At 67.8% G+C, this 26689-nt stretch carries 25 protein-coding genes; 18 read left to right on the top strand and 7 right to left on the bottom strand.

Going from position 1 to position 26689, the window contains the following annotated elements; translation table 11 throughout:
• Positions 1 to 64 precede the first annotated feature (64 nt).
• The 4 genes from rlmN to EV651_RS30230 all read left to right on the top strand — a co-directional run bounded on the left by rlmN (position 65) and on the right by EV651_RS30230 (position 3072).
• Complete coding sequence (gene rlmN, locus EV651_RS30245) at positions 65 to 1183, top strand: 23S rRNA (adenine(2503)-C(2))-methyltransferase RlmN (protein ID WP_133788677.1); 1119 nt, start codon at positions 65 to 67, stop codon at positions 1181 to 1183.
• A complete protein-coding gene (locus EV651_RS30240; RefSeq protein ID WP_133788676.1) occupies positions 1183 to 1683 on the top strand; it encodes a DivIVA domain-containing protein in 501 nt (166 codons plus the stop codon). Before rlmN ends, EV651_RS30240 begins: the two co-directional genes overlap by 1 nt.
• Positions 1684 to 1751: 68 nt before the next feature.
• Positions 1752 to 2603: a pyridoxal kinase PdxY gene (gene pdxY / locus EV651_RS30235; protein WP_133788675.1), complete on the top strand. Its 852-nt coding sequence runs from the start codon at positions 1752 to 1754 to the stop codon at positions 2601 to 2603.
• Positions 2604 to 2616: 13 nt separating this feature from the next.
• A complete protein-coding gene (locus EV651_RS30230) occupies positions 2617 to 3072 on the top strand; it encodes a GNAT family N-acetyltransferase (RefSeq protein ID WP_133788674.1) in 456 nt (151 codons plus the stop codon).
• Here EV651_RS30230 and EV651_RS30225 read toward each other — a convergent pair.
• Positions 3065 to 4153 (bottom strand): LOG family protein, encoded by a 1089-nt coding sequence (locus EV651_RS30225; protein WP_133788827.1) that lies wholly within the window; start codon positions 4151 to 4153, stop codon positions 3065 to 3067. The genes EV651_RS30230 and EV651_RS30225 overlap by 8 nt on opposite strands.
• Positions 4154 to 4209: 56 nt before the next feature.
• On the opposite strand from EV651_RS30225, the gene EV651_RS30220 reads away from it, so the two are divergent.
• On the top strand, positions 4210 to 5499 hold the full coding sequence (locus EV651_RS30220) for an aspartate aminotransferase family protein (RefSeq protein ID WP_133788673.1): 1290 nt from the start codon (positions 4210 to 4212) through the stop codon (positions 5497 to 5499).
• A 42-nt stretch (positions 5500 to 5541) separates the two neighbouring features.
• Here the strand turns inward: EV651_RS30220 and EV651_RS30215 are convergent, their stop codons facing one another.
• The 5 genes from EV651_RS30215 to EV651_RS30195 form a co-directional block, all read right to left on the bottom strand.
• Entirely contained in the window at positions 5542 to 6411 is an 870-nt protein-coding gene (locus EV651_RS30215; RefSeq protein WP_133788672.1) for an amino acid ABC transporter permease, read from the bottom strand.
• Positions 6411 to 7058, bottom strand: coding sequence for an amino acid ABC transporter permease (locus EV651_RS30210; RefSeq protein ID WP_133788671.1), 648 nt, complete (start codon positions 7056 to 7058; stop codon positions 6411 to 6413). Before EV651_RS30210 ends, EV651_RS30215 begins: the two co-directional genes overlap by 1 nt.
• Before the next feature lie 86 nt (positions 7059 to 7144).
• Positions 7145 to 8071, bottom strand: a complete 927-nt coding sequence (locus tag EV651_RS30205) for a glutamate ABC transporter substrate-binding protein (protein ID WP_133788670.1) — start codon at positions 8069 to 8071, stop codon at positions 7145 to 7147.
• A 52-nt stretch (positions 8072 to 8123) separates the two neighbouring features.
• Positions 8124 to 8852, bottom strand: a complete 729-nt coding sequence (locus EV651_RS30200; protein ID WP_133788826.1) for an amino acid ABC transporter ATP-binding protein — start codon at positions 8850 to 8852, stop codon at positions 8124 to 8126.
• 175 nt (positions 8853 to 9027) lie between these two features.
• Entirely contained in the window at positions 9028 to 10719 is a 1692-nt protein-coding gene (locus EV651_RS30195; protein WP_133788669.1) for a sigma-54-dependent Fis family transcriptional regulator, read from the bottom strand.
• 140 nt (positions 10720 to 10859) lie between these two features.
• Here EV651_RS30195 and EV651_RS30190 point away from each other — a divergent pair, with 140 nt between their 5' ends.
• From EV651_RS30190 to EV651_RS30140, 11 genes are all read left to right on the top strand, one after another.
• Positions 10860 to 12494: a methane monooxygenase gene (locus tag EV651_RS30190; RefSeq protein ID WP_133788668.1), complete on the top strand. Its 1635-nt coding sequence runs from the start codon at positions 10860 to 10862 to the stop codon at positions 12492 to 12494.
• A gap of 42 nt (positions 12495 to 12536) precedes the next feature.
• Entirely contained in the window at positions 12537 to 13577 is a 1041-nt protein-coding gene (locus EV651_RS30185) for a 2Fe-2S iron-sulfur cluster-binding protein (RefSeq protein ID WP_133788667.1), read from the top strand.
• Between the two features lies 1 nt (position 13578).
• Entirely contained in the window at positions 13579 to 14688 is a 1110-nt protein-coding gene (locus EV651_RS30180; RefSeq protein WP_133788666.1) for an aromatic/alkene monooxygenase hydroxylase subunit beta, read from the top strand.
• 2 nt (positions 14689 to 14690) lie between these two features.
• A complete protein-coding gene (mimD, locus tag EV651_RS30175) occupies positions 14691 to 15026 on the top strand; it encodes a propane 2-monooxygenase effector subunit MimD (protein WP_133788825.1) in 336 nt (111 codons plus the stop codon).
• 7 nt (positions 15027 to 15033) lie between these two features.
• Positions 15034 to 16053, top strand: coding sequence for an amidohydrolase family protein (locus tag EV651_RS30170; protein WP_133788665.1), 1020 nt, complete (start codon positions 15034 to 15036; stop codon positions 16051 to 16053).
• Positions 16050 to 16775 (top strand): iron-sulfur cluster assembly protein, encoded by a 726-nt coding sequence (locus tag EV651_RS30165; RefSeq protein WP_133788664.1) that lies wholly within the window; start codon positions 16050 to 16052, stop codon positions 16773 to 16775. The genes EV651_RS30170 and EV651_RS30165 overlap by 4 nt, the downstream gene beginning before the upstream one ends.
• Positions 16772 to 17797, top strand: coding sequence for an NAD(P)-dependent alcohol dehydrogenase (locus EV651_RS30160; RefSeq protein WP_133788663.1), 1026 nt, complete (start codon positions 16772 to 16774; stop codon positions 17795 to 17797). The genes EV651_RS30165 and EV651_RS30160 overlap by 4 nt, the downstream gene beginning before the upstream one ends.
• A gap of 19 nt (positions 17798 to 17816) precedes the next feature.
• Complete coding sequence (gene groL, locus EV651_RS30155; protein ID WP_133788662.1) at positions 17817 to 19466, top strand: chaperonin GroEL; 1650 nt, start codon at positions 17817 to 17819, stop codon at positions 19464 to 19466.
• Positions 19467 to 19478: 12 nt separating this feature from the next.
• The gene (locus tag EV651_RS30150) at positions 19479 to 19682 is read left to right on the top strand and encodes an iron dependent repressor, metal binding and dimerization domain protein (RefSeq protein WP_133788661.1); all 204 of its coding nucleotides are present in this window, start codon (positions 19479 to 19481) and stop codon (positions 19680 to 19682) included.
• Positions 19679 to 20095, top strand: a complete 417-nt coding sequence (locus EV651_RS30145) for a helix-turn-helix transcriptional regulator (protein ID WP_133788660.1) — start codon at positions 19679 to 19681, stop codon at positions 20093 to 20095. The genes EV651_RS30150 and EV651_RS30145 overlap by 4 nt, the downstream gene beginning before the upstream one ends.
• Before the next feature lie 63 nt (positions 20096 to 20158).
• On the top strand, positions 20159 to 22834 hold the full coding sequence (locus EV651_RS30140) for a glycosyl hydrolase (RefSeq protein WP_133788659.1): 2676 nt from the start codon (positions 20159 to 20161) through the stop codon (positions 22832 to 22834).
• A gap of 62 nt (positions 22835 to 22896) precedes the next feature.
• Here the strand turns inward: EV651_RS30140 and EV651_RS30135 are convergent, their stop codons facing one another.
• A complete protein-coding gene (locus EV651_RS30135) occupies positions 22897 to 24414 on the bottom strand; it encodes an amidohydrolase family protein (protein WP_133788658.1) in 1518 nt (505 codons plus the stop codon).
• Between the two features lie 101 nt (positions 24415 to 24515).
• On the opposite strand from EV651_RS30135, the gene miaB reads away from it, so the two are divergent.
• Positions 24516 to 25988 carry a tRNA (N6-isopentenyl adenosine(37)-C2)-methylthiotransferase MiaB gene (gene miaB, locus EV651_RS30130; RefSeq protein WP_133788657.1) on the top strand — a complete coding sequence of 491 codons (1473 nt, stop codon included), beginning with the start codon at positions 24516 to 24518 and terminating at the stop codon, positions 25986 to 25988.
• The gene (locus tag EV651_RS30125; protein ID WP_166658838.1) at positions 25985 to 26683 is read left to right on the top strand and encodes a phosphotransferase; all 699 of its coding nucleotides are present in this window, start codon (positions 25985 to 25987) and stop codon (positions 26681 to 26683) included. The genes miaB and EV651_RS30125 overlap by 4 nt, the downstream gene beginning before the upstream one ends.
• Positions 26684 to 26689: the final 6 nt, after the last annotated feature.

Here is a 26689-nt window from a genome sequence, read left to right as displayed (position 1 = left end):
TCCGCAGCACGCCGGGGATGTGAATTTGTGAAGCGCGGTACCGGCGGGCGACAATAGGTCGGTTATGGCTACCTCCCTTCCCCTTGTGTTCGATGAGCCGCGCCGTGCCAAGAAGCCGCCGCGGCACCTGGCCGATCTCACCGGGGAGGAGCGGCGTACGGCGGTCGAGGCGCTGGGTGAGCCCGCGTTCCGGGCCAAGCAGCTGTCCAACCACTACTTCTCCCGGCTGGTGTCCGACCCGGCCGAGATGACCGACCTGCCGGCCGCGACCCGCGACAAGCTCGTCGCCGACCTGATGCCGCCGCTGCTGACGCGCGTACGCGACCTGGAATGCGACAACGGCGAGACCCGCAAGACGCTGTGGAAGCTGCTCGACGGTTCACTCGTCGAGTCGGTCCTGATGCGGTACCCGGGCCGCGTGACGATGTGCGTGTCCTCCCAGGCCGGCTGCGGGATGGCCTGCCCGTTCTGCGCGACCGGACAGGGCGGCCTGACGCGCAACATGACGACCGCGGAGATCGTCGAGCAGGTCGTCGACGGTGCGCGGGCGCTCGCGCGCGGCGAGGTCGCCGGCGGGCCGGGACGCGTCTCGAACATCGTGTTCATGGGCATGGGCGAGCCGATGGCGAACTACAAGGCCGTGATGGGCGCCGTACGGCGGTTCACGGATCCGTCGCCGGAAGGTCTCGGGATCTCGGCGCGCGGTGTGACCGTGTCGACGGTCGGGCTGGTGCCGCGGATCAACCAGCTGGCGACCGAGGGGATCCCGGTCACGCTCGCGCTGTCGCTGCACGCGCCGGACGACGAGCTGCGCGACGAACTGGTGCCGATCAACAACCGCTGGAAGGTCGACGAGGTGCTGGACGCGGCCTGGGGGTACGCGCGGCAGACCAAGCGGCGGGTCTCGATCGAGTACGCGATGATCCGCGACATCAACGACCACGCCTGGCGGGCCGACCTGCTCGCCGAGAAGCTGAACGCGCGCGGCGACTGGGGCTGGGTGCACGTCAACCTGATCCCGCTGAACCCGACGCCGGGCTCGAAGTGGACCGCCTCGGACCCGGCCGACGAGCGTGAGTTCGTGCGCCGTCTCGAGGCCGCCGGGATCCCGGTCACGGTCCGCGACACCCGCGGTCAGGAGATCGACGGCGCCTGCGGGCAGCTCGCCGCGAGCGAGTCCTGATGCTGAAGCCCGAGTTCAGCGTGCGCCGGCTCGGTGACCGCTACGACCGCGCGGAGGTCGACGCGTTCGTCGACCGCGTCATCGCCACGGTCGAACGCCGGTCGGTCGGTCCGAACGTCACCGTGGACGACCTTCGCAACGCTGCCTTCCGTACGCCGTTGCTCGGCGCGGGCTACGCCGCGAATGAGGTCGACGACTTCCTGACGGAGGCGGAGCGCTGGCTGCCCGATCGCCCGGTGGCCGGTCCGTCGGGAGCGGTCAAGGGCGAGCGGACGGCGCCGCTGTTCACGCCGGTGCGGTTGCGCGAGGGCTACGCGCCGTACGAGGTCGACGAATTCCTCGACCGGTTGATGGCAACCGTGAACGGGCTACCGGTCAAGCGGCCGGTGACGGTACGCGAGATCCGGCATGTTCAGTTCACGCCGGTCCGGCTGACCGAGGGGTACGACGTGGCAGAGGTCGACGCATTCCTCGACACCGCCGAGGAATGGCTCAGCTAAGCGTCCAGGACGCAGGCCAGCTGGGGGTGGCGGCGGTCGGCGAAGGCGCGGTGGGGCATGATCGGGCGGTGAAGATTCTCTCGATTCAGTCGGCGGTTGCCTTCGGGCATGTGGGTAACTCGGCAGCTGTGTTTCCGCTTCAGCGCATCGGTGTAGAGGTGTTGCCGGTGTACACGGTGAACTTCTCGAACCACACGGGCTACGGGGCGTGGCGTGGTCCCATGATCAGCCCGGACGACGTGCGAGAGGTTCTGGTGGGGATCGAGGACCGCGGGGTCCTTCCGCAGATCGACGTGGTGCTCTCGGGCTATCAGGGTGGCGAGGGCATCGCCGACGTGATCCTCGAGACGGTCGAGCGGGTGAAGGCGGCCAATCCTGCGGCGGTGTACTCCTGCGACCCGGTGATGGGGAACGCGAAGTCCGGGTGCTTCGTCGCTCCCGCCATTCCGGTGCTGCTGCGCGATCGGGTGGTTCCGGCAGCCGACATCATCACGCCCAACCAGTTCGAGCTGGGTTTCCTGACCGGCACCGAGCCGGACACGCTCGAGTCCACGCTGGCCTCGGTGGAGCTGGTCCGCGCGACCGGGCCGCGCACGGTGCTCGTCACCAGCGTCGAGCGCCCCGATCGCGAGGACGGCACGATCGAGATGCTGGCCGTCGACGACAGTGGCGCGTGGCTCGTGCAGACGCCGTACATCCCGATGAAGGCGAACGGCTCGGGTGACGTGACGGCCGCGCTCTTCACGGCGCACTACCGCCGTACGGGTGATCTCGCGGAGGCGCTCGCGCGCACGACCTCCAGCGTTTTCGATCTGCTCACGCGCACCCACGAGTCGGGAGAGCGCGAGTTGCAGCTCGTCGAATCACAGGACGCGTACGCCGATCCACAGATGCAGTTCAAGCCACACCGGGTCGCCTGATCAAACTGAAGACATGCACATTCGCCGGTACGAAGAGGCAGACCACTCAGCCGTCCTCGCCCTTGCCCCACGACTGACCGAAGGTGTCGCGCCCTGGCGCCCACCCGAGGGTGTGCTGTCAGCCGTCACAGGTTGGGTCGTGGAAGCCCTCCACCGTGCCGGCGAACCCCACCGCTTCGTGTTCGTCGCCGAAGACGGCGACGACATCACAGGCTTCGTCGCCGGCGAGCAACGCGCCCACTGGTCCGGCGACCAAGAGTTGTACGTCGGTGAATTGGTGGTCTCCCCACAGCACGAGGGCCGTGGCGTCGGCCGCGCGCTCATGGATGCAGTCACCGACCACGCCAGGCAGCAGGGCCTGAGGACGATCACCCTGGACACCGGTGCCGCCAACACCAACGCCCGTACGTTCTACAACCGCCTCGGCTTCGAGGAGGAGGACGTCAAGCTGACGAAGAGGATCAGCTGACCAACGAGGCTGCCTCGTCGATGGTGTCGACCAGGTGGATCGAGTGGGTCATGGGGCGGTTGGCGGCCAGGGATTGGAGGAGGGGCCACACCGGCAGCGTCACGGTCCAGTGCTCCACGCCGACGAGGACGAGGGGGATCTGGGTGGCTGCGTCGCCGTAGTAGTTGGGGGTTACCGCCTGGAAGACCTCCTGGACGGTGCCGGCGGCGCCGGGGAGGTAGATGATGCCGCCGCGGGCGCGGCCGAGGAGGACGTCCTCGCGTTGGGCGTTCGAGAAGTACTTCGCGATCCAGGCGGCGAACACGTTGGGCGGCTCGTGGCCGTAGAACCAGGTCGGGATCGACACCCCGCCGTTCCCGGGGAAGCGAGCCCGTACGCTCAGCCCGGCCGCTGCCCACGCGCCGATCGACGGGCGGAACGACGGCACGGCGGCAAGCTCGGTCAGCGCGGCGTCGACGTCGGTCTCCGCGTACGACGCCAGCGACACACCAAGGTTGGCGGCCTCCATCGCGCCCGGACCGCCGCCGGTCACGACCAGGTGGTTGCGCCGGGCAAGGGTACGGCCGAGCAGTACGGCGGCGCGGTAGTTGGCGTCGCCCCGCAGTACGCCGTGCCCGCCCATCACGCCGACCCACGCCTTGTCGTCGGGCAGTTCTGCCAACGCATCCGCGATCGCGTGGTCGTGGAGCGCGGTGGCGAGCGTACGGCTCGTATCGCCCTTCTCGTCGTGCTGACGAGACCATGCGTAGATCCGGGCGTCCGGCGTGGCGTCGTACCCGTTCTCGAGGCCGGCGTACAGCTCGTCGGCGTCGTACAGCCGGCCGCGGTACGCATCGAACGGCAGCTCGGGGATCGTCGGGAACACCAGCCCGCCGCCGTCCCGGACCCACTCTTCGGCCTTGTCCTCCAGCAAGCAGCCGAGGAACACCGAGCCGGTCGGCTGCAGTCCGAGGAGTTCCGCCGTACGGCCGGTCAGATCGACCGACTGCACCCGCCACCCGGCCATCGCGGTGGCGCCCGCGGCCAGCAGCCGGTCGAACTGCTCCAACGACTCGATGTCCACGTGCGGAATGCTCGGCATTGTCACGGAGAGCACACTAATAGACGCCTGCTATCGGCTGAGGTAATGCTTAGGGCATGACACATGCGGAGCTCTGGGAGCGTCACAAGGCCGTTATGCCGGCTTGGCTCGCGTTGTACTACGAGGAGCCGATCGAGATCGTGCAGGGGTCCGGGCGCCGGGTCACCGACGGTGAGGGGAACACGTACCTCGACTTCTTCGCCGGCATCCTGACCAACGCGATCGGTTACGACATCGCGGAGATCTCCGATGCGGTGCGGGAGCAGTTGGCGTCCGGGATCGCGCACACCTCGACGGTGTACCTGATCCGCCGGCAGATCGAGCTGGCCGAGCAGATCGCCGAGCTGTCCGGGATCCCGGACGCGAAGGTGTTCTTCGCCAACTCGGGCACCGAGGCGAACGAGACGGCCCTTCTGCTCGCCACCCAGAACCGCCGCTCGAACCAGGTGCTGGCGATGCGCAACTCGTACCACGGCCGCGCGTTCGGCACCGTCGCGATCACCGGCAACCGGGGCTGGTCCGCGAGCAGCCTGTCGCCGGTGAACGTGCAGTACGCGCAGGGCGCGTACCGGTACCGCAGCCCGTTCCGCGACCTGCCCGACGCGGAGTACATCAAGGTCTGCGTCGACGACCTGCGCAACGTCATCGAGACCACGACCGCCGGCGACGTCGCCTGCATGATCGCGGAGCCGATCCAGGGGGTCGGCGGGTTCTCGTCACCGCCGGACGGTCTCTACGCCGCGTTCAAGGAGGTCCTGGACGAGTACGGGATCCTGTTCATCTCGGACGAGGTGCAGACCGGATGGGGCCGCACCGGCGACCACTTCTGGGGGATCCAGGCGCACGGCGTCGTACCGGACGCGATGACGTTCGCGAAGGGCCTCGGGAACGGGTTCGCGATCGGCGGCGTGGTCGCGCGCGGCGACCTGATGGACAGTGTCAAGGCGAACTCGCTGTCGACGTTCGGCGGCAACCCGATCTCGACCAGCGCGGCGAAGGCCACGATCGACTACCTGCTCGACAAGGACCTGCAGGCGAACGCGGCCAAGCGCGGCGCACAACTGGTCGACGGCCTGCGCGGGATCTCCGACGAGTTCCCCGAGCTCGGCGACGTCCGCGGCAAGGGCCTGATGCTCGCCGCCGAGCTGGTCAAACCGGACGACAACAGCCCGGACGCGGCGGTGACGGCCAAGCTCCAGCAGGAAACCAAGAACCGCGGCCTCCTGGTCGGCAAGGGCGGCCTCTACGGCAACGTCCTCCGCATGGCGCCCCCGATGACCCTGACCGAGGAAGAAGCCGCCGAAGCCCTCGACATCATCCGCGACTCCTTCAACACCCTGCGCTGAACAGAATCGAGGGCCCCTCCGATGCGGAGAGGCCCTCGATTGTCAGACCGGGGCGCCTTGGCCTGGGTCTTGGGACAGCGGCAGTGGCGGTGGGGCGCCGGTGATCTTGCGGCGCCGCCTCGAGCGGCCCTCCAAATAGCGGGCCAGCAGCGACAGCAGCGAGCACAGGCCGATGTAGATGACCGCGGTCACGATGTACGTCGGGATGTACGGGAACCCGTACGTGAGCCGGCCGCCCATCTGCTTCGCGACGTACAGCAACTCGCCGTAGGTGATGATGAAGCCGAGCGCGGTGTCCTTCAGCAGGACGACCAACTGGCTGACGATCGCCGGCAGCATCGCGCTGATGGCCTGCGGCAGCAGGACCAGGCGGACGACCTGGTTCTTGCGCAGACCGAGCGCGTACGCCGCCTCGCGCTGACCCTTCGGTACGGCGGCGATACCGGCGCGGAAGATCTCCGCGAGAACCGACCCGTTGTACAGGGTCAGACCGAAGACGACCGCCCAGAACGGGCCCAGCCCGAGGCCGAACTGGATGTTGCCGAAGTAGAAGTAGAACATCAGGATCAGCAGCGGCACCGCGCGGAACAGTTCCACGATCAGGGTCGCCGGCGTCCGCACCCACTTGTGGTCGCTGATCCGCGCCGCGGCGAACACCGCGCCGAACAGCAGCGCGAGAACGGCCGCCAGCCCGGCGGCCCTCAGCGTGTTCAGCAGACCGTCCAGCATCTGCCGCTGGATCGACGAGTACTGGAACTGCCGCCAGAGCCGTCCCTCGAACTGACCGAACGCGTACATCCGGTGGATCAGCCACGCGATCGCGCCGAGCAGCACCAGCAGGACCACGACGTTGGAGATCCGGTTCCGCAGCTTCGCGCGCGGTCCGGGCGTCTCGTACAGAACTGCGCTCATCAGGCTACCGCCGTCCGTCGTTCGGCCCACCGTTGCAGGAAGATCAGGGGCACGATGAGGATCAGGAATCCGATCGTGATCCACAGCAGCGTCAGCAGCTGGTTCTCACCGCGCTCGGACATCGCTGCCGGGATCGAGCCGGCCTCCACCACCGAGAAGCCGGCCGCGATCGTGGTGTTCTTCAGCAAGGCGATCAGCACACTCATCAACGGCGGGATGATCGCCCGGAAGGCCTGCGGCAGCACCACGATCGTGAGCACCTGGACGAACGACATGCCGACCGCGCGGGCCGCCTCGGACTGGCCCGGAGCGATGGTGTTGACGCCCGACCGGACCACCTCGCAGATGAACGCCGACGTGTAGATCGTCAGTGCGCCGACCGCGGTCCAGAACGGGTTGGGCAGGGCGAGGTCCATCTTGGCGGCGCCGAAGAACAGGAACGCGAAAACCAGCGTGAGCGGGGTGTTCCGCAGGATGTTGACGTAGCCGGTGCCGAAGCCGCGCAGCGCGGGCACCGGGGAGACGCGGAACGCTCCGAGCACGGTGCCGATGATCAGGCTGAGTACGCCGGACACCAGGAACAGCCTGATGGTCAACCAGAAGCCGTCCCGGAACAACGGCCAGTTGTCGGTGAGGACCGAGAACATCGCGACCTTCCTCTTACCTGCCTGTGCCTACAGGAACAAAGTCCGGCCGCGGAGCCCAGTCGAGGACACCGCGGCCGGCTGCTGGATCAGTACTTCTCGAGCGGCGGCGGGGTCGAGTCCGAACCCGACTTGCCGAGCGTCTCGTCGTAGATCGCCTTCCAGGTGCCGTCGGAGGCCGACGTCTCCAGGATGGAGTTCACCTTCGCGCGCAGCGCCTTGTCGGCCAGCGGCAGGCCGATACCGTACTTCTCGGTGCTGAACGGCTTGCCGACCACGCGCAGCTCGTCGGGCGCCGTGGCGGCGTACCCCTTGAGGATCGCGTCGTCGGTGGTGACCGTGTCGACCTTCTTGTCGAGCAGCTGGGAGACGCACTCCGAGTAGGTCTTGAACTCGGAGATGTTGCTCGCCTCGGTCAGCTGCTCGTCCTTGACCCGCTGGATCGGGGTCGAGCCCGTCGCCGAGCAGACCTTCTTGCCCTTCAGGGCGGTCTTGCCGGCGTCCATCGAGGGGTCGTCCTTGCGGACCAGCAGGTCCTGACCGGCGATGAAGTACGGGCCGGCGAACGAGACCTGCTTCTTGCGCTTGTCGGTGATCGAGTAGGTGCCGACGTAGTAGTCGATCTCACCACCGGCGATCGCGGTCTCGCGGTTCGCCGACGGGATCTCCTTGTACTCGATCTTGTCCGGGTCGACGCCGAGGCCGGCCGCCACCATCCGGGCCACCTCGATGTCGAAGCCGCAGCGCTTGCCGTCGGCGTCCTTGTAGCCGAGGTTCGGCTGGTCGGCCTTGACGCCGACGGTCACCTTGCCGGCGGACTTGATCTTGGTGAACGCCGTGCTGCCGGGCACGTCCACGCCGGTCGCGGTGGTGAACTTGTGCAGCTCGCCGCAGGAGTCGGTCGCCTTGCCGCCGTTGTTGCCGCCGCCGGCGCTCGGCTCGTCCTTGCCACAGGCGGCGGCGGTCAGCGCGAGCGCTGCGATGCCGCAGGTGGCGACGAGGGTGCGCATTCTCATGATCAGGTTCCCCTTCGTTTCTTTCGTTGCTGGGTACGGCTGCGGGCGGAGGTCAGTGCTTGAGGATCTTGCCGAGGAAGTCCTGGGCCCGCCTCGAGGTCGGGTTGGTGAAGAAGGTCTCCGGGCTGGCTTCCTCGACGATCTCGCCCTCGGCCATGAACACCACCCGGTTCGCCGCGGTCCGGGCGAAGCCCATCTCGTGGGTGACCACGACCATCGTCATGCCCTGCTTGGCCAGGTCGACCATCACCTCGAGGACCTCCTGGATCATCTCCGGGTCGAGTGCCGACGTCGGCTCGTCGAAGAGGATGACCTTGGGGTCCATGGCCAGCGCCCGCGCGATCGCGACGCGCTGCTGCTGGCCACCGGACAGCTGAGCCGGGTACTTCGAGGCCTGGTTGGCCACCCCCACCCGCTCCAGCAGCTCCATCGCCCGCTTCTCGGCCTGCTTGGGATCGGTCTTACGGACCTTCAAGGGGCCGAGGGTGACGTTCTGCAGGATCGTCTTGTGCGCGAACAGGTTGAACGACTGGAAGACCATGCCGACGTCGGCGCGCAGCTTGGCCAGCGCCTTGCCCTCGCTGGGCAAGGCTTGGCCGTCCAGCAGGATCTCGCCCGAGTCGATCGGTTCGAGCCGGTTGATCGCGCGGCAGAGCGTCGACTTCCCGGACCCCGACGGGCCGATCACCACGACCACCTCGCCCTTGGCGATGGACAAGTTGATGTCCTTCAGGACGTGCAGCTCGCCGAAATGTTTGTTGACACCGGTCAGCGTCACCAAACCCGTTTTCGTCAAGGTGTCGGAATCGCTCATGGCCAGAACCTACTGGAGCCGGGGGTGCGCCCGCAGGCCCGGGTGGTTCCCCCTTGGTAACGATCTGCAATAAACCTGGGCTGACCGTAGCCGAACGGTCACGGATTGCGTAGGTCTGTTCGTTTGTGAGCGGCCCGCCCGGTCAGGTGACGATTCCGTACTCGCGGATCTTGCGGTAGATGGTTGCCCGGGACATCCCGAGCGCGGTGGCCGCGGCCTTCTTGTCTCCGTCGTACGTCGACAACGCGTCGACGATGGCGTCCCGCTCGAGCGCTTCGATCGGCGTCAGCTGCCGCCGGGTCGTGGCCCTGCACTCGGGCGGCAGGTCGGCCAGCTCGACCACGCCGGACCGGCGTCGTCTGGCGACGGCTGCCAGGACCGAGCGCAGATGAGTGATGTTGCCCGCCCACGGCAGCCGCATCAGCTGGTTCATCGTGGCGGTGGAGAAGGTCAGGCCGTGGATGCCCGCCGTCGCGAGCAGCGACCGGACCAGTGCCGGAACGTCCTCGACGTGATGCCGCAGCGGCGGCACCTCGACGGTCCGCGGGAAGAAGGCCAGCAGTTGGTCGGCGATCTCGGTGCGGTCCGACGGCAGCGTGAGCGCGACCCAGGCGTCCCCGGCCGTCGCGCCGTCGCGGACGCTCTGCAGGAGCTCGGTGAAGCCGTCGAGGGCCTCTCCGGTCAGCAGATGCGCCCGCCGGATGATCAGGTCGGCGCCGGACTCCAGCTCCGCGCGGGCCTCGGCCGGCAGGTCTTCGCCCGTCACCGCCGGATCGAGGACCGCGAGCCGCCGGTCAGGTGCCACGTGCCTGCGGACCGCGCGCAGCAGCGACAGCTTGCCCGCACCCGGCTCGCCGTCGGCGATCAGCCACTCGGAGCGGCTGCACGCCTCCAGCATCTCCTGGATGACGTGCTGCCAGACCGCGCTGGTTCCGGTCGTCCCGGGAACCACCGGGAGCCGGGCGGCCTGGTGGCTACGGGCCGGCAGCCGTTGCTCCTTGATCTGGATCACTCCGCCTGCCAGGGTGTCGCCGACGAACGTCGGCCGATAGGCCATCCGCGCGGTTGTCCCGCTGGGCAGGTCGGTGACGAAGACCTGCGGCTTCGTGCCGCCGCGCGCGTCGCGGGTGCGGTCGATCAGGGCCGCCTGGTCGATGGCGTCGAAGCGCGCCTGTGCGTAGGAGTTCATCATGAACACCTCGTCGCCGAGCGCGAGCACCGGTCCACCGCTGTGCCGGCAGGCGGCGTAGTAGTCACTCAGCAAGGCGTGGTCGAGCGCGTTCGCCTCCTCGACGACCCGCTCGTGGATCCGCCGTGCCGCGAGTTTGGCGAACGACAGCAGGATCGAGTTCGAGTTCCTGGCCTGGGTGGTGATGTCCAGCACGCCGAGCAGGCCACCGGTGACCGGATGGGTGATCGGTGCGCCGGCGCAGGAGAACACCCGCAGCTTCCCGTTGTAATGCTCGGCGCCGTGGACCAGGATCGGTCCGCAGACCTCGAGCGCCGTACCGATCCCGTTGGTCCCGACCGCGGACTCGGCGTACTGGAAGCCGGGCGCGAGGTCGACCGAGTCCAGTCGCCGGAGCAGGGCGGGGTCGCCGCCCCGGCGGTCGAGGACCACGCCCTTCGCGTCGGTCAGGATGATGCAGACCGGCTCGTTGTGGAGCTCGGCCGACAGTGCGTCGATGACAGGCCGGGCCGCCCGCATCAGCGTGGTCTCCCGGTCGATCCGGTCGAAGTACACGGGTGCGGGGCGGTCGACGTCCACCTGGGAGGCGTGTGAACGCTCCCATGACACCCGGATCGGATCCCGGACCGGCTGTGCAGCGCCCATGGCCGTCTCCTTACGTCCGTCACCAGCGGAACTGCTCCCACGGTAGCCGCCTGTCGCGGGAGCGCCATCTCACATTGAGACACACAGAGGTCCGATCCGCGGCTTTCATCACTGTTCAACCCCGATGATGGAGGCCCACATTGAGCAGGCAGAGTCTTACCAAGGCCCACGCCAAGATCACCGAGTTGTCCTGGGAACCGACCTTCGCGACCCCGGCGACCCGCTTCGGCACCGACTACACGTTCGAGAAGGCGCCGAAGAAGGACCCGCTGAAACAGATCATGCGGTCCTACTTCCCGATGGAGGAGGAGAAGGACAACCGCGTGTACGGCGCCATGGACGGCGCCATCCGCGGGAACATGTTCCGCCAGGTGCAGCAACGCTGGCTGGAGTGGCAGAAGCTGTTCTTGTCGATCATCCCGTTCCCGGAGATCTCCGCGGCGCGGGCGATGCCGATGGCGATCGACGCCGTACCGAACCCGGAGATCCACAACGGGCTCGCCGTCCAGATGATCGACGAGGTCAGGCACTCGACGATCCAGATGAACCTCAAGCGCCTGTACATGAACAACTACATCGACCCGGCGGGGTTCGACATGACCGAAAAGGCGTTCGCGAACAACTACGCGGGCACCATCGGCCGGCAGTTCGGCGAGGGGTTCATCACCGGTGACGCGATCACCGCCGCGAACATCTACCTGACCGTGGTCGCCGAGACCGCGTTCACCAACACGCTGTTCGTCGCGATGCCCGACGAGGCGGCCGCGAACGGCGACTACCTGCTGCCGACCGTGTTCCACTCGGTGCAGTCCGACGAGTCGCGCCACATCAGCAACGGCTACTCGATCCTGCTGATGGCACTGGCCGACGAGCGCAACCGGCCGCTGCTGGAGCGCGACCTGCGGTACGCGTGGTGGAACAACCACTGTGTCGTGGACGCCGCCATCGGAACGTTCATCGAGTACGGCACCAAGGACCGGCGCAAGGACCGCGAGTCGTACGCCGAGATGTGGCGTCGGTGGATCTACGACGACTACTACCGCAGCTACCTGCTGCCGCTGGAGAAGTACGGCCTCACGATTCCGCACGACCTGGTCGAGGAAGCGTGGAACCGAATCACCAACAAGGGCTACGTGCACGAGGTGGCGCGGTTCTTCGCGACCGGCTGGCCGGTGAACTACTGGCGGATCGACGCGATGACCGACAAGGACTTCGAGTGGTTCGAGCACAAGTACCCGGGCTGGTACTCGAAGTACGGCAAGTGGTGGGAGAACTACAACCGGCTCGCGTACCCGGGCCGCAACAAACCGATCGCCTTCGAGGAGGTCGGGTACCAGTACCCGCACCGCTGCTGGACCTGCATGGTGCCGGCCCTCATCCGCGAGGACATGGTGGTCGAGAAGGTCGACGACCAGTGGCGCACGTACTGCTCGGAGACGTGCTACTGGACCGACGCGGTCGCGTTCCGGGGCGAGTACGACGGCCGGCCGACGCCGAACATGGGCCGCCTGACCGGCTTCCGCGAGTGGGAGACCCTGCACCACAACAAGGACCTGGCCGACATCGTGCAGGACCTCGGGTACGTGCGTGACGACGGCAAGACGCTGATCGGCCAGCCGCACCTCGACCTGGACGACCCGAAGAAGCTGTGGACCCTCGACGACGTCCGCGGCAACACGTTCATGAGCCCGAACGTGCTGCTGAACGAGATGTCCGACGCCGAGCGCGAGGCCCACGTGGCGGCGTACCGCGCGAACGGCACGACGGCCGCCTGAATCCCGTCCCGAATTCGACTCAGTATCAGGAGGAGGGCCGCCATGGCCGACACCCACCGGATCCGCTTCGAACCGGTCGACATCGAGATGGACGTCACGGAGGACGACAAGATCCTCGACGCGGCGTTCCGGCAGGGCATCCACCTGATGCACGGGTGCCGGGAGGGGCAGTGCTCCGCCTGCAAGTCGTACGTCCTGGACGGTGACCTGCAGATGGAGCGCTACTCCACCTTCGCCTGCAACGACGCCGAGGTCGCCGAGGGGTACGTGCTGCTCTGCCGGGCGCACGCCTTCAGCGACTGCACGATCGAGCTGCTCAACTTCGACGAGGACGAGCTGCTCGGCGGCATCCCGATCCAGACCGTCGGCGCCCGCGTCGAGGCGATCGATCCCGTCACCCGGGACATCGTCTCGCTCCGGCTGCGAACCGAGCGACCCTTCGAGTTCCGGCCGGGGCAGTACGCCGACATCACGATCCCCGGCACCGACGAGCACCGATCGTTCTCGATGGCGACCACCCAGTCGACGCCGGACGAGATCGAGTTCCTGATCAAGAAGTACCCGGGCGGCCGGTTCTCCGCCCTGCTCGACGGCGAGCTCGTGGTCGGCGACGAGTTGTCGCTGACCGGGCCGTACGGCTCGTCGACGCTGAAGGACGGCCACGTGCTGCCGGTGATCTGCGTCGCCGGCGGGGCCGGGATGGCCCCGATCCTGTCGATCCTGCGACACCTGCGGGAGACCGGCAGCACCCGTCCGGTCCGGTTCTACTACGGCGCTCGTACGGCGGCCGACCTCTTCTACCTGGATGCGATCGAGGAGCTCGGTGCCGATCTCACCGGCTTCGAGTTCATCGCCTGCCTGTCCGAGTCGGCTCAGGGCTCGGACGGGCTGCGGGCCGAGGAAGGCAACGTCACCGACATCGTCGAACGGCGGGAGCCCGAGCTGCACCGCAGTGAGGTGTATCTGTGCGGCCCGCCGCCGATGGTCGACGCCGCCTTGACGTTGCTGGAGGCAAGCAACGTGCCGAAGGACCAGGTCTTCTACGACAAGTTCACCAGTCCAGCGACTACCGATGGAGCCTGAGATGACAGAAACCAATCAGCGAACCAAGCAGCGCAGCTTTCCGACGATCGAGTTCACCGACTCCGAGGCCGGTGCGCTGGAGTTCCCGAGCTCGACCAGCCGCGCGTACAACTACTACAAGCCGGCCAAGCTGCGCGCGACGATGTACGAGGACGTCACTGTCGACGTACAGCCGGACCCGGAGCGGCACCTGAGCCAGGGCTGGATCTACGGCTTCGGCGACGGTCCCGGCGGCTACCCGAAGGAGTGGACAGCCGCGAAGTCGTCCAACTGGCACGCCTTCCTCGACCCGAACGAGGAGTGGGACCAGACGATCTACCGCAACAACTCGGCCGTGGTCCATCAGGTCGACCTGTGCCTGCAGAACGCGAAGCGTGCCCGCGCGTACGACAGCTGGAACCCCGCCTGGCTGAGGTTCATCGAGCGTAACCTCGGCGCCTGGATGCACGCCGAGAACGGTCTCGCACTGCACGTCTTCACCAGCATCCAGCGGTCCGGGCCGACGAACATGATCAACACCGCGGTCGCGGTCAACGCCGCCCACAAGATGCGCTTCGCCCAGGACCTCGCGTTGTTCAACCTGGACCTGTCGGAAGCCGACGTACCGTTCGACGGCGGCGCCCACAAGGAGGTCTGGAAGAGCGCGCCGGAATGGCAGCCGACCCGCGAGGTGGTGGAGCGACTGACAGCGGTGGGCGACTGGTGCGAGTTGTTGTTCGCGGCCAACATCGTCTTCGAGCAGCTGGTCGGGTCGCTGTTCCGGACCGAGCTGGTGATGCAGATCGCCGCTCGTAACGGCGACTACATCACGCCGACCATCGTCGGCACCGGCGAGCACGACTACGACCGCGACCTCGGCTACACCCGCAACTTGTTCCGGCTGCTGACCCGGGACGCCGAGTACGGCGAGACCAACAAGGTGCTGCTCGGCGAATGGCTCGCGCTCTGGGTTCCGCGCTGCCTCGACGCCGCGCACGCGTTGCAGCCGATCTGGTCGCAGCCGGCCGAGAAGTCCGTGACGTTCGCGTCCAGCCTGGATGCGGCCAAGCAGAAGTTCCGTTCGCTGCTCGAGGATCTCGGGCTCGACTCTCCGAAGGAGCTGGACCAGTGAGCATGCAGTTCGGATCGGCCACCGAGTTCTCCAACAAATGCGGCGTGACCCTGATGAACACGCCGATCGGCCGGGTCGTCGCGGAGGTGATGGGCGCCAAGGAGGGCGTCGAGCTCACCGAGTACCCGTCGATGATCCGGGTCGACGGAGTAGGGCTGCTCAACTTCGACTACGACGAGCTGACCGATGCGCTCGGTTCGGAGTTCGACGGCTCGGTCTTCGAGGAGATCAGCTCGACCCACTACGGCCGGATGGTCCACCTGGACGACAAGACCATCCTGTTCGCCAGCCCCGAGGACGCCGCCGAGTACATCGGCTTCGACCTCACCACGAAGTGAGGCCGGGATGTACGAGAAGAACGGCGAGAAGTACTTCATCGTCGACGCGCACATCGCCCTGTGGGACGGTCGCGCCTCGAACCAGAAGAACATCCACGGCAAGCAGTTCATCGACTGCTTCTACGACTACCACAAGAACCTCAGCCCCGAAGAGGTCGTCTGGGACTACGACACCTACACCTACTACGGCGGGCAGCGGTTGCTGAAGGACCTCTTCGAGGACGGGTACGTCGACCACGCGATCTTCCAGCCCGCGATCCTGAGCGACTTCTACGTCAACGGTTTCGGGCAGACCGAGGACGCACTCGCACTGACCCGGGCGAACCCCGGCAAGCTCACGTACAACCACGCCTGGGACCCGCGGCACGCAGAGGCGGGGCTCGAGCAGCTGCGCAAAGACGCCGCGCGGATGAACCTGCAGGGCGTCAAGCTCTACACCGCCGAGTGGTACGGCGACTCGCGCGGCTGGAAGCTGGACGACCCGTGGTCGCGGCGCTACCTCGAGGAGTGCCTCGAGCTCGGGATCAAGAACATCCACGTGCACAAGGGCCCCACGATCCGGCCGCTCGACCGGGACTCGTTCGACGTCGCCGACATCGACAAGGTGGCGACCGACTACACCGAGCTCAACTTCATCGTCGAGCACGTCGGCCTGCCGCGGCTCGAGGACTTCTGCTGGATCGCGACCCAGGAGCCCAACGTGTACGGCGGTCTCGCGGTGGCGATGCCGTTCATCCACACCCGGCCGGGGTACTTCGCGCAGATCATCGGCGAACTGCTCTACTGGATCGGCGAGGACCGGATCCTGTTCTCCAGCGACTACGCGCTCTGGACGCCGAAGTGGCTGGTCGAGGCGTTCGTGGACTTCCAGATCCCGGCGGAACTGACCGAGTACGCGCCGATCACGGTCGAGCAGAAGAAGAAGATCCTCGGCCTGAACGCGGCGGCGCTGTACGACCTCGACGTACCGGAGGAGCTCAGGCTTCCCGCCGGTACCGTGTCGAGGGAAGAAGCCGTGGCGTCATGATCGCGGTCGCCACTTCGCTGCAGTCCGCGGTCGTCGCGGCGCTGGCGACCGTTGTCGACCCGGAGTTGGACCAGCCCATCACCGATCTCGGCTTCGTCCGGTCGATCCGGATCGACCGGACGGGCGTGACGGTGCACCTGCGGTTGCCGACCTCGTTCTGCGCACCCAACTTCGCCTACCTGATGGCATCCGACGCGGTCGACGCGCTGCGCCGGGTGCCCGAGGTGGGGAAGGTGGCCGTCCTGCTCGACGATCACCACGACTCGGACAAGATCAACGCCGGCCTGGCCGCGGACGCGGGGTACGTCGGCACCTTCGGATCCGAGGCCGAGCAGGACCTGGACGAGCTGCGCAGGATCTTCCAGCGCAAGGCACACACCGCCGCGATGGAGCGCAGCGTGATGGCGCTGCTCAGATCCACCGGTACGACAGTCGAGCAGTTGCCCGGGCTCACGCTCGGGCAACTGCCCGGCAGCTCCCACAAGGAAGCCCTGCTGCGTCGCCGGACTGCCATCGGACTGGGCATCCGGCCGGACGACCTGGTGCTGGTCGACGACGACGGCGTACCGGTGCCGGCCGAGGCGATCCCGATGCGCCTGCGGTTCGCGAAGGCGGTCCGGATCTCCGTCGAGGGGAACGCGCACTTCTGCCGCGGGCTGCTGGCCACCCGCTACGACAACGAGCCGGGCGGCCTCATCACCGATACGAGGAGGACCACATGAGAGCCGTGCAGGTGATCGGCTACCACACCAAGCTTCAGCTCACCGAGATCCCGGAACCGAAGATCACCGGACCGCTGGACGTCATCGTGCGGATCGGTGGCGCGGGCGTCTGCCGGACCGATCTGCACATCCTCGAAGGCCAGTGGGCCGAGAAGAGCGGCGTACGGCTCCCGTACACGATCGGGCACGAGAACGCGGGCTGGGTGCACGCGGTCGGCGACGCCGTCACGCATGTCTCGGTCGGCGACAAGGTGATCCTGCACCCGCTGATCACCTGCGGTCTGTGCCGGGCCTGCCGATCGGGCGACGACGTGCACTGTGAGGCGAGCAGCTTCCCGGGCATCGATACCGACGGCGGGTACGCCGACTATCTGCGGACGACTGCCCGCAGCGTCGTCCGGATCGACGATCGCCTGGAGCCTGCCGACGTCGCGGCGCTGGCTGATGCCGGGCTCACGGCGTACCACGCCGCGGCCAAGGCGGCGCGAGCGCTTCGGCCCGGCGCCGTCTGTGTGCTGATCGGCGCCGGCGGGCTCGGGCACATCGGGATCCAGGTGATGAAGGCGATCTCGGCGGCGACGCTGGTTGTCGTCGATCGAAACCAGGCGGCGGTGGATCTGGCGGTGGAGATCGGCGCCGATCACGGCATCGTTGCCGATGGCACGCACGTCGAACAGGTCCGGGAGCTGACCGGCGGCGCCGGCGCGGAGGCGGTGATCGACTTCGTCGGTGAGGGCGGTGCGACCGCGGACGGGGTGGCCATGCTCCGGCGGGCCGGCAACTACTACGTCGTCGGGTACGGCGAGAACCTCGACGTACCGACCATCGACGTCATTTCGACCGAGATCAACTTCATCGGAAACCTGGTCGGCTCTTACAACGACCTGCAGGACCTGATGGAGCTCGCGGCGCAGGGAAAGGTCGCGCTGCACACCACAAAGTACCCGCTGGAGGACTTCCAGCAGGCTCTCGACGATCTCGACCACGGCCGGGTCCGCGGCCGGGCGATCCTCATCCCGTGACAGCGAAGGCGGTCTGACCATGGCGAAGGAACTGCGATTCAACACGGACGCGCGACGGTTGCTCGAGTCCGGGGTGAACGCGCTCGCGGACGCGATCAAGGTGACGCTCGGCCCCAAAGGCCGCAACGCGGTGCTGGAGAAGCTCACCGGCCCGCCGACCATCACCAACGACGGTGTCACGATCGCGCGCGAGATCCAGCTGCGTGAACCGTTCGCCAACATGGGCGCGCAGTTGGTGAAGGAAGTCGCGATGAAGACCAACGGTGTGGTCGGCGACGGCACCACCACCGCGACGGTGCTCGCCCAGGCGATGGTTCGCGAAGGGCTGCGCGAGGTCGACGCCGGGGCGAACCCGATGCGGGTACGGCGCGGCATCGAGCAGACCGTACCGGTCGTGATCGAGACGCTGCGGAGCTGGGCTGTCGAGGTCGGCGGCCGGGACGAACTGCGGCACATCGCGACCCTCGCGGCGAGCGACGACGAGACCATCGGCACGGTGATCGCGGACGCGGTCGACTGGGTTGGGCGCAACGGCGTCGTCACCACCGAGGAGTCCGACACGCTCGGGATGTCGGTGGAGGTCGTCGACGGCATCGAGTTCGACCACGGGTACGTATCGGCGTACATGGTCACCGACCGGGAGCGGATGGAGACCGTCTACGACAACCCGGTGATCCTGCTGACGAACAAGAAGATCACCCAGGTCCAGGACATCATGCCGACCGTCGAGATCGCCAAGCGAATGGACCGTCCGCTCGTCGTACTCGCCGAGGACGTCGACGGGCCGGCGCTGCAACTGCTGGTCGGCGGCAACATGCACAACACGATGCGGTCCGTCGTCGTGCACGCTCCCGGCTTCGGGCACCGCCGGATCGCGGAGCTGGAGGATCTCGCCACCGCGCTCGGCGGCACCGTGATCGCGAAGGACACCGGTCTCGACCTGCACGAGGTCAGCCGGGATCACCTGGGCTCCTGCGACCGGATCACGATCACCGAGAACAGCACCACGATCGTCGGCGGTCACGGCGACGCGTCCCTGGTCGAGTCGCGGATCGCCCAGCTCGAGAAGCAGTTCGAACGGGCCAAGATCGACGCCGACCGGGATAGCCTGCAGCTGCGCACGGCGCGGCTGGCCGGCAAGGTCGCGGTGATCCGGGTCGGCGGCGCGACGAGCGTTGAGCTGAAGGAACGGATGCTGCGGGTGGACGACTCACTCGCCGCGACCCGCGCCGCGCTCGAGGAGGGTGTCCTCGCCGGGGGCGGAACCGCCCTGGTGCAGGCGCAGGCGGCCTTGTCGGAGCTGGTGCTGACCGGCGACGAGGCGATCGGCCGGGAGATCGTCCGGCGGGCGCTGCCGGAACCGCTGCGGTGGATCGCGATCAACGCCGGTTACGACGGCGACGACGTGGTCGCCCAGGTCGCCGGTCTGCCGCGCGGCCACGGGTTCAATGCGCTCACCGGCCAGTACGGCGACATGATCGCCGAGGCGGTCATCGACCCGCTGAAGGTCACCCGGGCGGCGCTGGAGAGCGCGGCCTCGATCGCGGCGCTGCTGATCACCACCGAGACCGCGGTCGTCGAGGAGATCATCGGCAACCCCGGCGCGATCATGGCGCCCGGCTTCGGCGACCTCGCCGAGGGCATGGTCCGGCCGTCCAACATCTACTGAGCGGAGCGCGCCATGCCGGATCGACGTCATCAGCTGCTGGAGACCTTCCTGCACCGAGTCCTCGGCGTACCCCTCGATGAGGTGCACGACGAGGCCGTCGTACTCGCCTATGGATCGAGTGATCGGCTCGAGGACCTGATCGACGCCGCGCTCGGGTATCCGACCCGGGACCCGCACGGGACGCCGATCCAACCCAAGGCGCACGTGGACGCATGATCGAGCCGACCTCGCCACAGCTCGCCACCGCGGCCAGGACTTTCGGCCTGTTGCTGGCGCCGGTCCGACTGCACCTGGTCGCGTTGGCGAGCTGTGGCGAGTACGACGTCGGCACGCTGGCTGCCCAGGTGGGCGTCAGTGTGCCGACGGCGAGCCAGCACCTGGCCAAGCTCCGCCTCGCCGGCCTGGTCAGCGCCCGTCGCGAGGGCCGCCGGCAGTTCTACACCGTCCAGGATCCGCACGTGATCGCCCTGGTCGAGCAGATTTTCCAGCACGTCGCCCCCGACGGCTCCCTCGCTCCCGACCCGCCGCGGCCGGGTTCTGCGGGTTTTCCCTTGCCTGTTGCGGAGCGCGACCAATCACTTCCGTCGCAGATTCATCGGACGTATGGTCTCGGCGGCTCTGTGCGTTGACCCAGGGCTACGGGAGCGCCGCCTCGGGACGGCGACCCGCCAAGAACCAGTCGGAGTTGCGCGATGCGAATCTCGCTGACCAAACGCAGTCGCAAGGTCATCGCCGGCGGCCTCAGTGTCGCAGTGGTGGCCGCTGGGGTAGCCGGCTACGCGGGCCGGTACGAGCTGAAGGAGGAATGGCTCAAGCATCAGTGGGCCGACAAGCACTACAACGCGGCCGTGATGGAGAAGGCCCTGATGATCTCCGGCGGCAACCCGTCGGAGATGCAGAGCGAGTCCAAGGAAGCCTTCACGATCGCCGACGAATTCGAGCAGGCCAGGACCGCGCCGGGCGGCATCGTCGCCCCGGGCGCGTACTCGGCCGCGTTCGCCCAGCTCTCGGCGCTCCCGCACACCTCGGGGACCTGGCACGACGTCACGAGAGTCCCGTACGACGCGGACGACGCCCGCTACCGTGACTGGTACTCCAACTCCAGTGGCGGTGCAGGCTACGTCACCGGCCGCGTCACCGGTCTGGCGGCTGACAACGCCAACCACGTGTACGCCGCTGGCGCCAACGGAGGCGTATGGCGCTCCACGTCGGGTGGTGGCAACTGGACGCCGCTCAGCGACTCGCTTCCGTCCCTCAGCGGCGGCGACCTGCAGCTCGCCGGTGACGGCTCGCTCTGGTATGCGACGGGCGAGGCCAACACCGGTGGTACGTCGTACGTCGGATCCGGTGTCTACCGTCTCGCGAACCCGGTGACCGGCACTTATTCGCCGTCCGACCGGGTCGGCGGCAAGGAACTGGAGTCGACCACCGTCGGCCGGTTGCGGTGGGGCGGCGGTCAGGTCTTCGCCGCGACGAACCGGGGCGTCTGGTACCACGACGCGTCGACCAGCGCCGGCGCCTGGAAGGTCGCGTTCTACCCGAACCCGGACTTCATGCCGGAGATCAAGGACGACGCGGGCAATGTGCTGGTGCCGGCCGGTCCTCAGACCGGCGGCGCGACGAACGCGGCGTACAAGAACATCGTCAACGACATCGCGATCGACCCGAAGAACCCCAAGCACATCATCGCAGCGATCGGCTGGCGTTCGGGCGACACCTACAACGGGTTCTACGAGACCAACGACTACACCGCCGGGCCGTCGAGCTGGAAGCGACTGAGCGTGGTGCTGGGCGGCATCAAGAACAGCACCGACGTCGGCTACACGACGTTCGCGTTCAGCAAGACCGGCGATCGTATGTACGCGCTCGTGCAGCAGCCGAGCAAGATCAACGGCAGCACTAGCCTCGCCGGGATCTTCGTCTCCAAGACCGGCAGCCCGTCCGGTCCGTGGAACAAGATCGCCGATCCGCAGATCCTGCACAACAGCGGCTCCGCACTGGACCGCAAGGGGTACGCCGTCGGTGTGCAGGCCTGGTACAACCAGTTCCTGACCGTTGACCCGGCCAACGCCGACCACGTGTGGGCGGGCCTGGAGGAAGTGTTCGAGACGACTGACGCGGGGTCCCATTGGGCCACCGTCGGGCCGTACTGGAACTTCGGCTTCTCGTGCTGGAACCTCGACGACTCCAAGAACACCTGTCCGATGGCGCCGCACTCCGACCAGCACTCGGTCGCCGTGGGTACCTCGGGCGGGAAGCCGGTCGTCTTCGTCGGCAACGACGGCGGTATCTACAAGCGTCCGGTGAACGGGCAGGTCAACGCCAACCACAACGCCACCGACTGGTCCTCGCTGACCGCGGACGGCACCATGGACGCCCTGCAGTACTACTCGGTGTCGGTCGGCAAGGATACCAAGAACGGCGGCGTGGTGGTGTCCGGCGGCCTGCAGGACAACGGCGTCTCGAACCTGTTCGGAGTGAAGCCGAGCGGCGGCAACACCGACACCAAGATGGGCTCGAACTTCGGCGGTGACGGCGGCGACGGCGCGGCCGATCCGCAGAACGGCTGCAACCAGCTGCAGGAGTACGTCGCCCTGGCCGTCAAGATCACCAACAACTGCGCGCTGAACAAGGGCGCCTTGAGTGAGGCCGAGGCGAGCTCGTGGAGCCTCGACCCGGGTGACCCGAGCCCGCGCTTCATCGCCCCGATCGCGATCGACTCCGCGAACTCCAACGGCTTCATCGCGGGCGGGCAGTACGTCTACACCTCCGCCAAGGGCTGGGGCATGCGGAGCGCGTCCGAGTGGACCAAGGCGTTCGATCTCGGCGCCGGACACTCGGCAACGGCGGTCGCGATGCGCGACGGCGTCGGGTGGGTCAGCTGGTGCGGACCGTGCAACAACGCCGGCTTCGCCCGCGGACTGGCCACCAACTCGGGCGGCACCTGGCATCAGGTGACGTTGCCGTCCAGCTTCCCGAACCGCTTCCTCGCCGGTGTCGGCATCGATCCGGCCAACGGGCAGCACGCGTACGTCGCCGTGAACGGCTTCTCGCGCCGCTTCACGGAGGGCCCGGGTGCGGGCGTCGGCCACGTCTACGAGACCAAGGACGGCGGCACGACCTGGTCGGACATCTCGGCGAACCTGCCGGACATCCCGACAAGCGCGGTCAAGCAGCTGGCCAACGGAGCGCTGGTGGTCGGGTCCGACCTCGCCACCTTCTACCGCGCACCCGGCGCGACGAACTGGCAGGTCCTGGGCACCGGCCTGCCGACCACCACGGTCATGGACATCGAGTCCGGCCCCGACGGCAACATCTACGCGGCAACGCACGGCCGCGGCATCTGGAGCATCACCCCACCCGCCTGATCCGCCAACTTTGTGCACCCACCAACCAAAAATCCTCGGTTGGTGGGTGCACAAAGAGCTGCTCAGGCGGGGCGGTGGGCGCCGCAGCAACCGGTGGTGACGGCGGCGGCGGTGGGGGACTTCACGGCGGCCTCGACGTCGGCGAGGAGCTGTTCGCGCTGGCTGGGGGAGATGATCCGGCCGCGAGTGATCACGGTGTGGATCCGGCGGGTGTTGCGGATGTCGGTGAGCGGATCGGCGTCCAGTACGACGAGGTTCGCGATCATTCGCGGCTCGACGGTCCCTTCGTCGGGCAAGCCGAGGAACTTGGCCGGTTCGACGGTGGCGGCGTACAGCGCCTGACGCGGAGTGGCCCCGGCGTCGACGAGGTGCGCGAGTTCCTCGTGCAGGGCGAACCCCGGCACGGAGTACGGCGTACCGGTGTCGGTGCCGGCCAGGATCGGTACGTCGTGTGCGAGCAGCTCGTGTACGAACCGCTGCCGCCACGCCCACATCTGGCGCTGGTGTGAGATCTCCTCCGCGGTGCGGTTGGCGGCGTACAGATTCTGGATGACGTAGTCGTAGGTGCCGATCGAGTCTTCGCTCAGGTACTTCGCCAGGGCCGGGTCGAGCTGTGTGTAGTCGATCCGGTCGAGCACGTTGTGCATGGTCAGCGTCGGCGTGACCCGGGTCCGGTTGCGGCGGAGCGTCCCGAACACGTCGGCGGCGCGGGACGGGCTGTAGGTGTTGGCGGCGATCCACTCGATCGGGTGCAGCTGCCGGAACCACGAGTTGTAGTCCCCGGTCGTCACGGTGATCGCTCGGACCATGCGCCGTACCTCGGCCTCCCGGGACGACACGGACAGACCGAGCGAGTGGATGTGCTCGATGCTGCGCTGACCGGCGTTGCTCACCTCCTTCGAGGTGACCTGGTCCGGGCCGTGGCCGTGGACGGTCAGACCGACCTCGCGGGCCTCGTCGATGATCGCGCGCCAGGACTCCAGGCTCAGGCGCGAGTACACCTTGACGAAGTCGGCGCCCTCGGACTTGACCCGGCGTACGGCGGCCCGCGCCGAGTCGGCGTCGTCGACGACGATGACCTGGATCAGGTTCGGGTCCCACAGGGTCGGGTCACCGTCGATGATGTTGCTCGCGACCACCATCCGCGGGCCGAGCAGGGTGCCGGCCTCGATCCGGTCGCGCCAGTCGTAGAGCATCGGGTTCGTGCCGGACATCTCGCGGACGGTGGTGACGCCGTTCGCCAGGTAGAGGGGCGGCGACACGCGCTCGTCGCCGAGGCTGTGGACGTGCATGTCGGCGAGTCCGGGGATGACGTACTTCCCGGTCAGGTTGAGCTCCACGGCACCGCGGGGGACCGGGATCCGGCCGACGCCGATGATCCGGTCGCCGCTGATCAGCACCGTCTGGTGCGGGTTCTTGCGACCGGTCGCGACATCGACGACGGTCACGTCCGTGAGGGCGGTGATCCGGGTCGGCTTCCCGAGGGCGGCCGATTTGGTGGTGGTGGTGAAGGTGCCGCCGGCGAGGACTGCGGCACCTGCGGCGGTACGGGCGAGGAACTGACGGCGAGAACTGTTCATACCCTCCACTGTTGTCTGGGCCGGTCGCCGGCGCAGGGGTTGCAAGCAGCCGGTCCCAGGTAGGGAAATGTCTACCCGGGCACGTACTCTTGGTGGCTGTTATGCGTACTTATGAGGTCCGCACCTACGGGTGTCAGATGAATGTCCACGACTCCGAGCGGCTGCGCGGGCTGCTGGAGGACGCGGGCTATGTCCGCGCGCCCGAGGGTGACGAGGCCGATGTGGTCGTCTTCAACACGTGCGCGGTCCGGGAGAACGCCGACAACAAGCTGTACGGCAACCTCGGGCACCTGGCGCCGGTGAAGGCGCGCAAGCCCGGTATGCAGATCGCCGTCGGCGGCTGCCTGGCGCAGAAGGACAAGGCGTCGATCACGAAGAAGGCACCGTGGGTCGACGTCGTCTTCGGCACCCACAACATCGGCGCGCTGCCGGTGCTGCTGGAGCGGGCCCGGATCGAGCAGGAGTCGCAGGTCGAGATCCTCGAGTCGCTCGACGTGTTCCCGTCGACGCTCCCGACCCGCCGCGAATCGCCGTACTCCGCCTGGGTGTCGGTCAGCGTGGGCTGCAACAACACCTGCACGTTCTGCATCGTGCCGGCGCTGCGCGGCCGCGAGAAGGACCGCCGGCCGGGCGAGATCCTCGCCGAGGTCGAGGCACTGGTCGGCGAGGGCGTGCTCGAGGTGACGCTGCTCGGGCAGAACGTGAACTCGTACGGCGTGGAGTTCGGCGACCGGTACGCGTTCTCGAAGCTGCTGCGCGCGTGCGGGGAGATCGACGGGCTGGAGCGGGTGCGCTTCACCTCGCCGCATCCGCGGGACTTCACCGCCGACGTGATCGAGGCGATGGCCGAGACGCCGAACGTGATGCCCTCACTGCACATGCCGCTGCAATCGGGTTCGGATGCTGTTCTGAAGGCGATGCGGCGTTCGTACCGTCGGGACCGGTATCTGAAGATCATCGAAGACGTGCGTACGGCGATGCCCGACGCGGCGATCACCACCGACATCATCGTCGGGTTCCCGGGGGAGACCGAGGAGGACTTCCAGGGCACGCTCGACGTGGTCCGGCAGGCACGGTTCGCGGGTGCGTTCACGTTCCAGTACTCGAAGCGTCCCGGGACGCCGGCCGAGTCGATGGCGGACCAGGTCCCGCGCGACGTCGTCCAGGATCGGTACGAGCGACTGGTCGCGCTGCAGGACGACATGGCCTGGGCCGAGAACAAGCTGATCGTCGGCCGGTCCGTCGAGGTGCTCGTGGCCGAGGGGGAGGGGCGGAAGGACGCCGCCACCCATCGGCTCAGCGGTCGCGCCGCGGACAATCGGCTCGTCCACTTCGCCGTACCGGATGGCGTCGAGGCGCCGCGGCCGGGTGACCTGGCAACGGTCGAGGTCACGTACGCCGCTCCGCATCACCTGGTCGCGGACGTGTTCGGCGCCGTACGGCGGACGCGCGCGGGCGACGCGTGGCAGCGCTCGGTGGACGCACCTGCAGCGACCCCCGGCGTGATGCTCGGCATGCCGACCGTCGGCGCCAAGCCCCTCGAGCCGTCTGTAGGCGGCTGCCAGGTCGGATGACCGACGAGTCCGCAGGATCGGATCGCGCGGCGGCGTTCCTGCCGCCGGATGCCGAGCCGATCGCGTTCGGACGGGACGCGGACATCTACTCGATCGATGACGAGTGGGTGTTGCGGCGGTATCGCAACGGTCATCCGGTGCGGGACGAGGCCGACTTCATGCGGCACGTCGCGCGGTACGGCTACCCGGTGCCCGCGGTGCGCGATGTCGACGGTGCGGACATGGTCATTCAGCGGCTCGACGGGCCGACGCTCGGCGACGCCGCGATCGCGGGCGACCTCAGCGCGACCGAGATCGGCCTGATCCACGCCGACCTGCACCGCCGGCTGCAGGCGATCCCGGCCCCGAGCGGTACGCCGGGCCGCGTCGTCGTCCACGGTGACCTGCATCCGCTGAACGTGATGGCCACCGCCGACGGCCCGGTCGTCATCGACTGGCGGAACGCGGAGGAGGGCGCCGCGGAGTTCGATGTCGCGATGACCGCGATCATCTTCGCCCAGGTCGCCCTCGACCCCGCCTACGAGAACCTCACGGACCTGTTGCGCGACGCGCTCGCGACGTACCTGGCCAACTCGATCGACCCCACACCAGGGCTCCCCGACGCACTGGAGCGACGCGGCAACAACCGGACCCTGACCCCCGCTGAGCTCGCCCTCCTCCCCGCCCAGGAAGCCCTGATCCGCTCCCACCTCTAGGCGTTC

This window comes from Kribbella sp. VKM Ac-2571 (assembly GCF_004362255.1).
In the GTDB taxonomy this organism is placed as follows: Bacteria; Actinomycetota; Actinomycetes; order Propionibacteriales; family Kribbellaceae; genus Kribbella; species Kribbella pratensis.
This window is presented reverse-complemented; position numbering and strand designations above follow the sequence as displayed.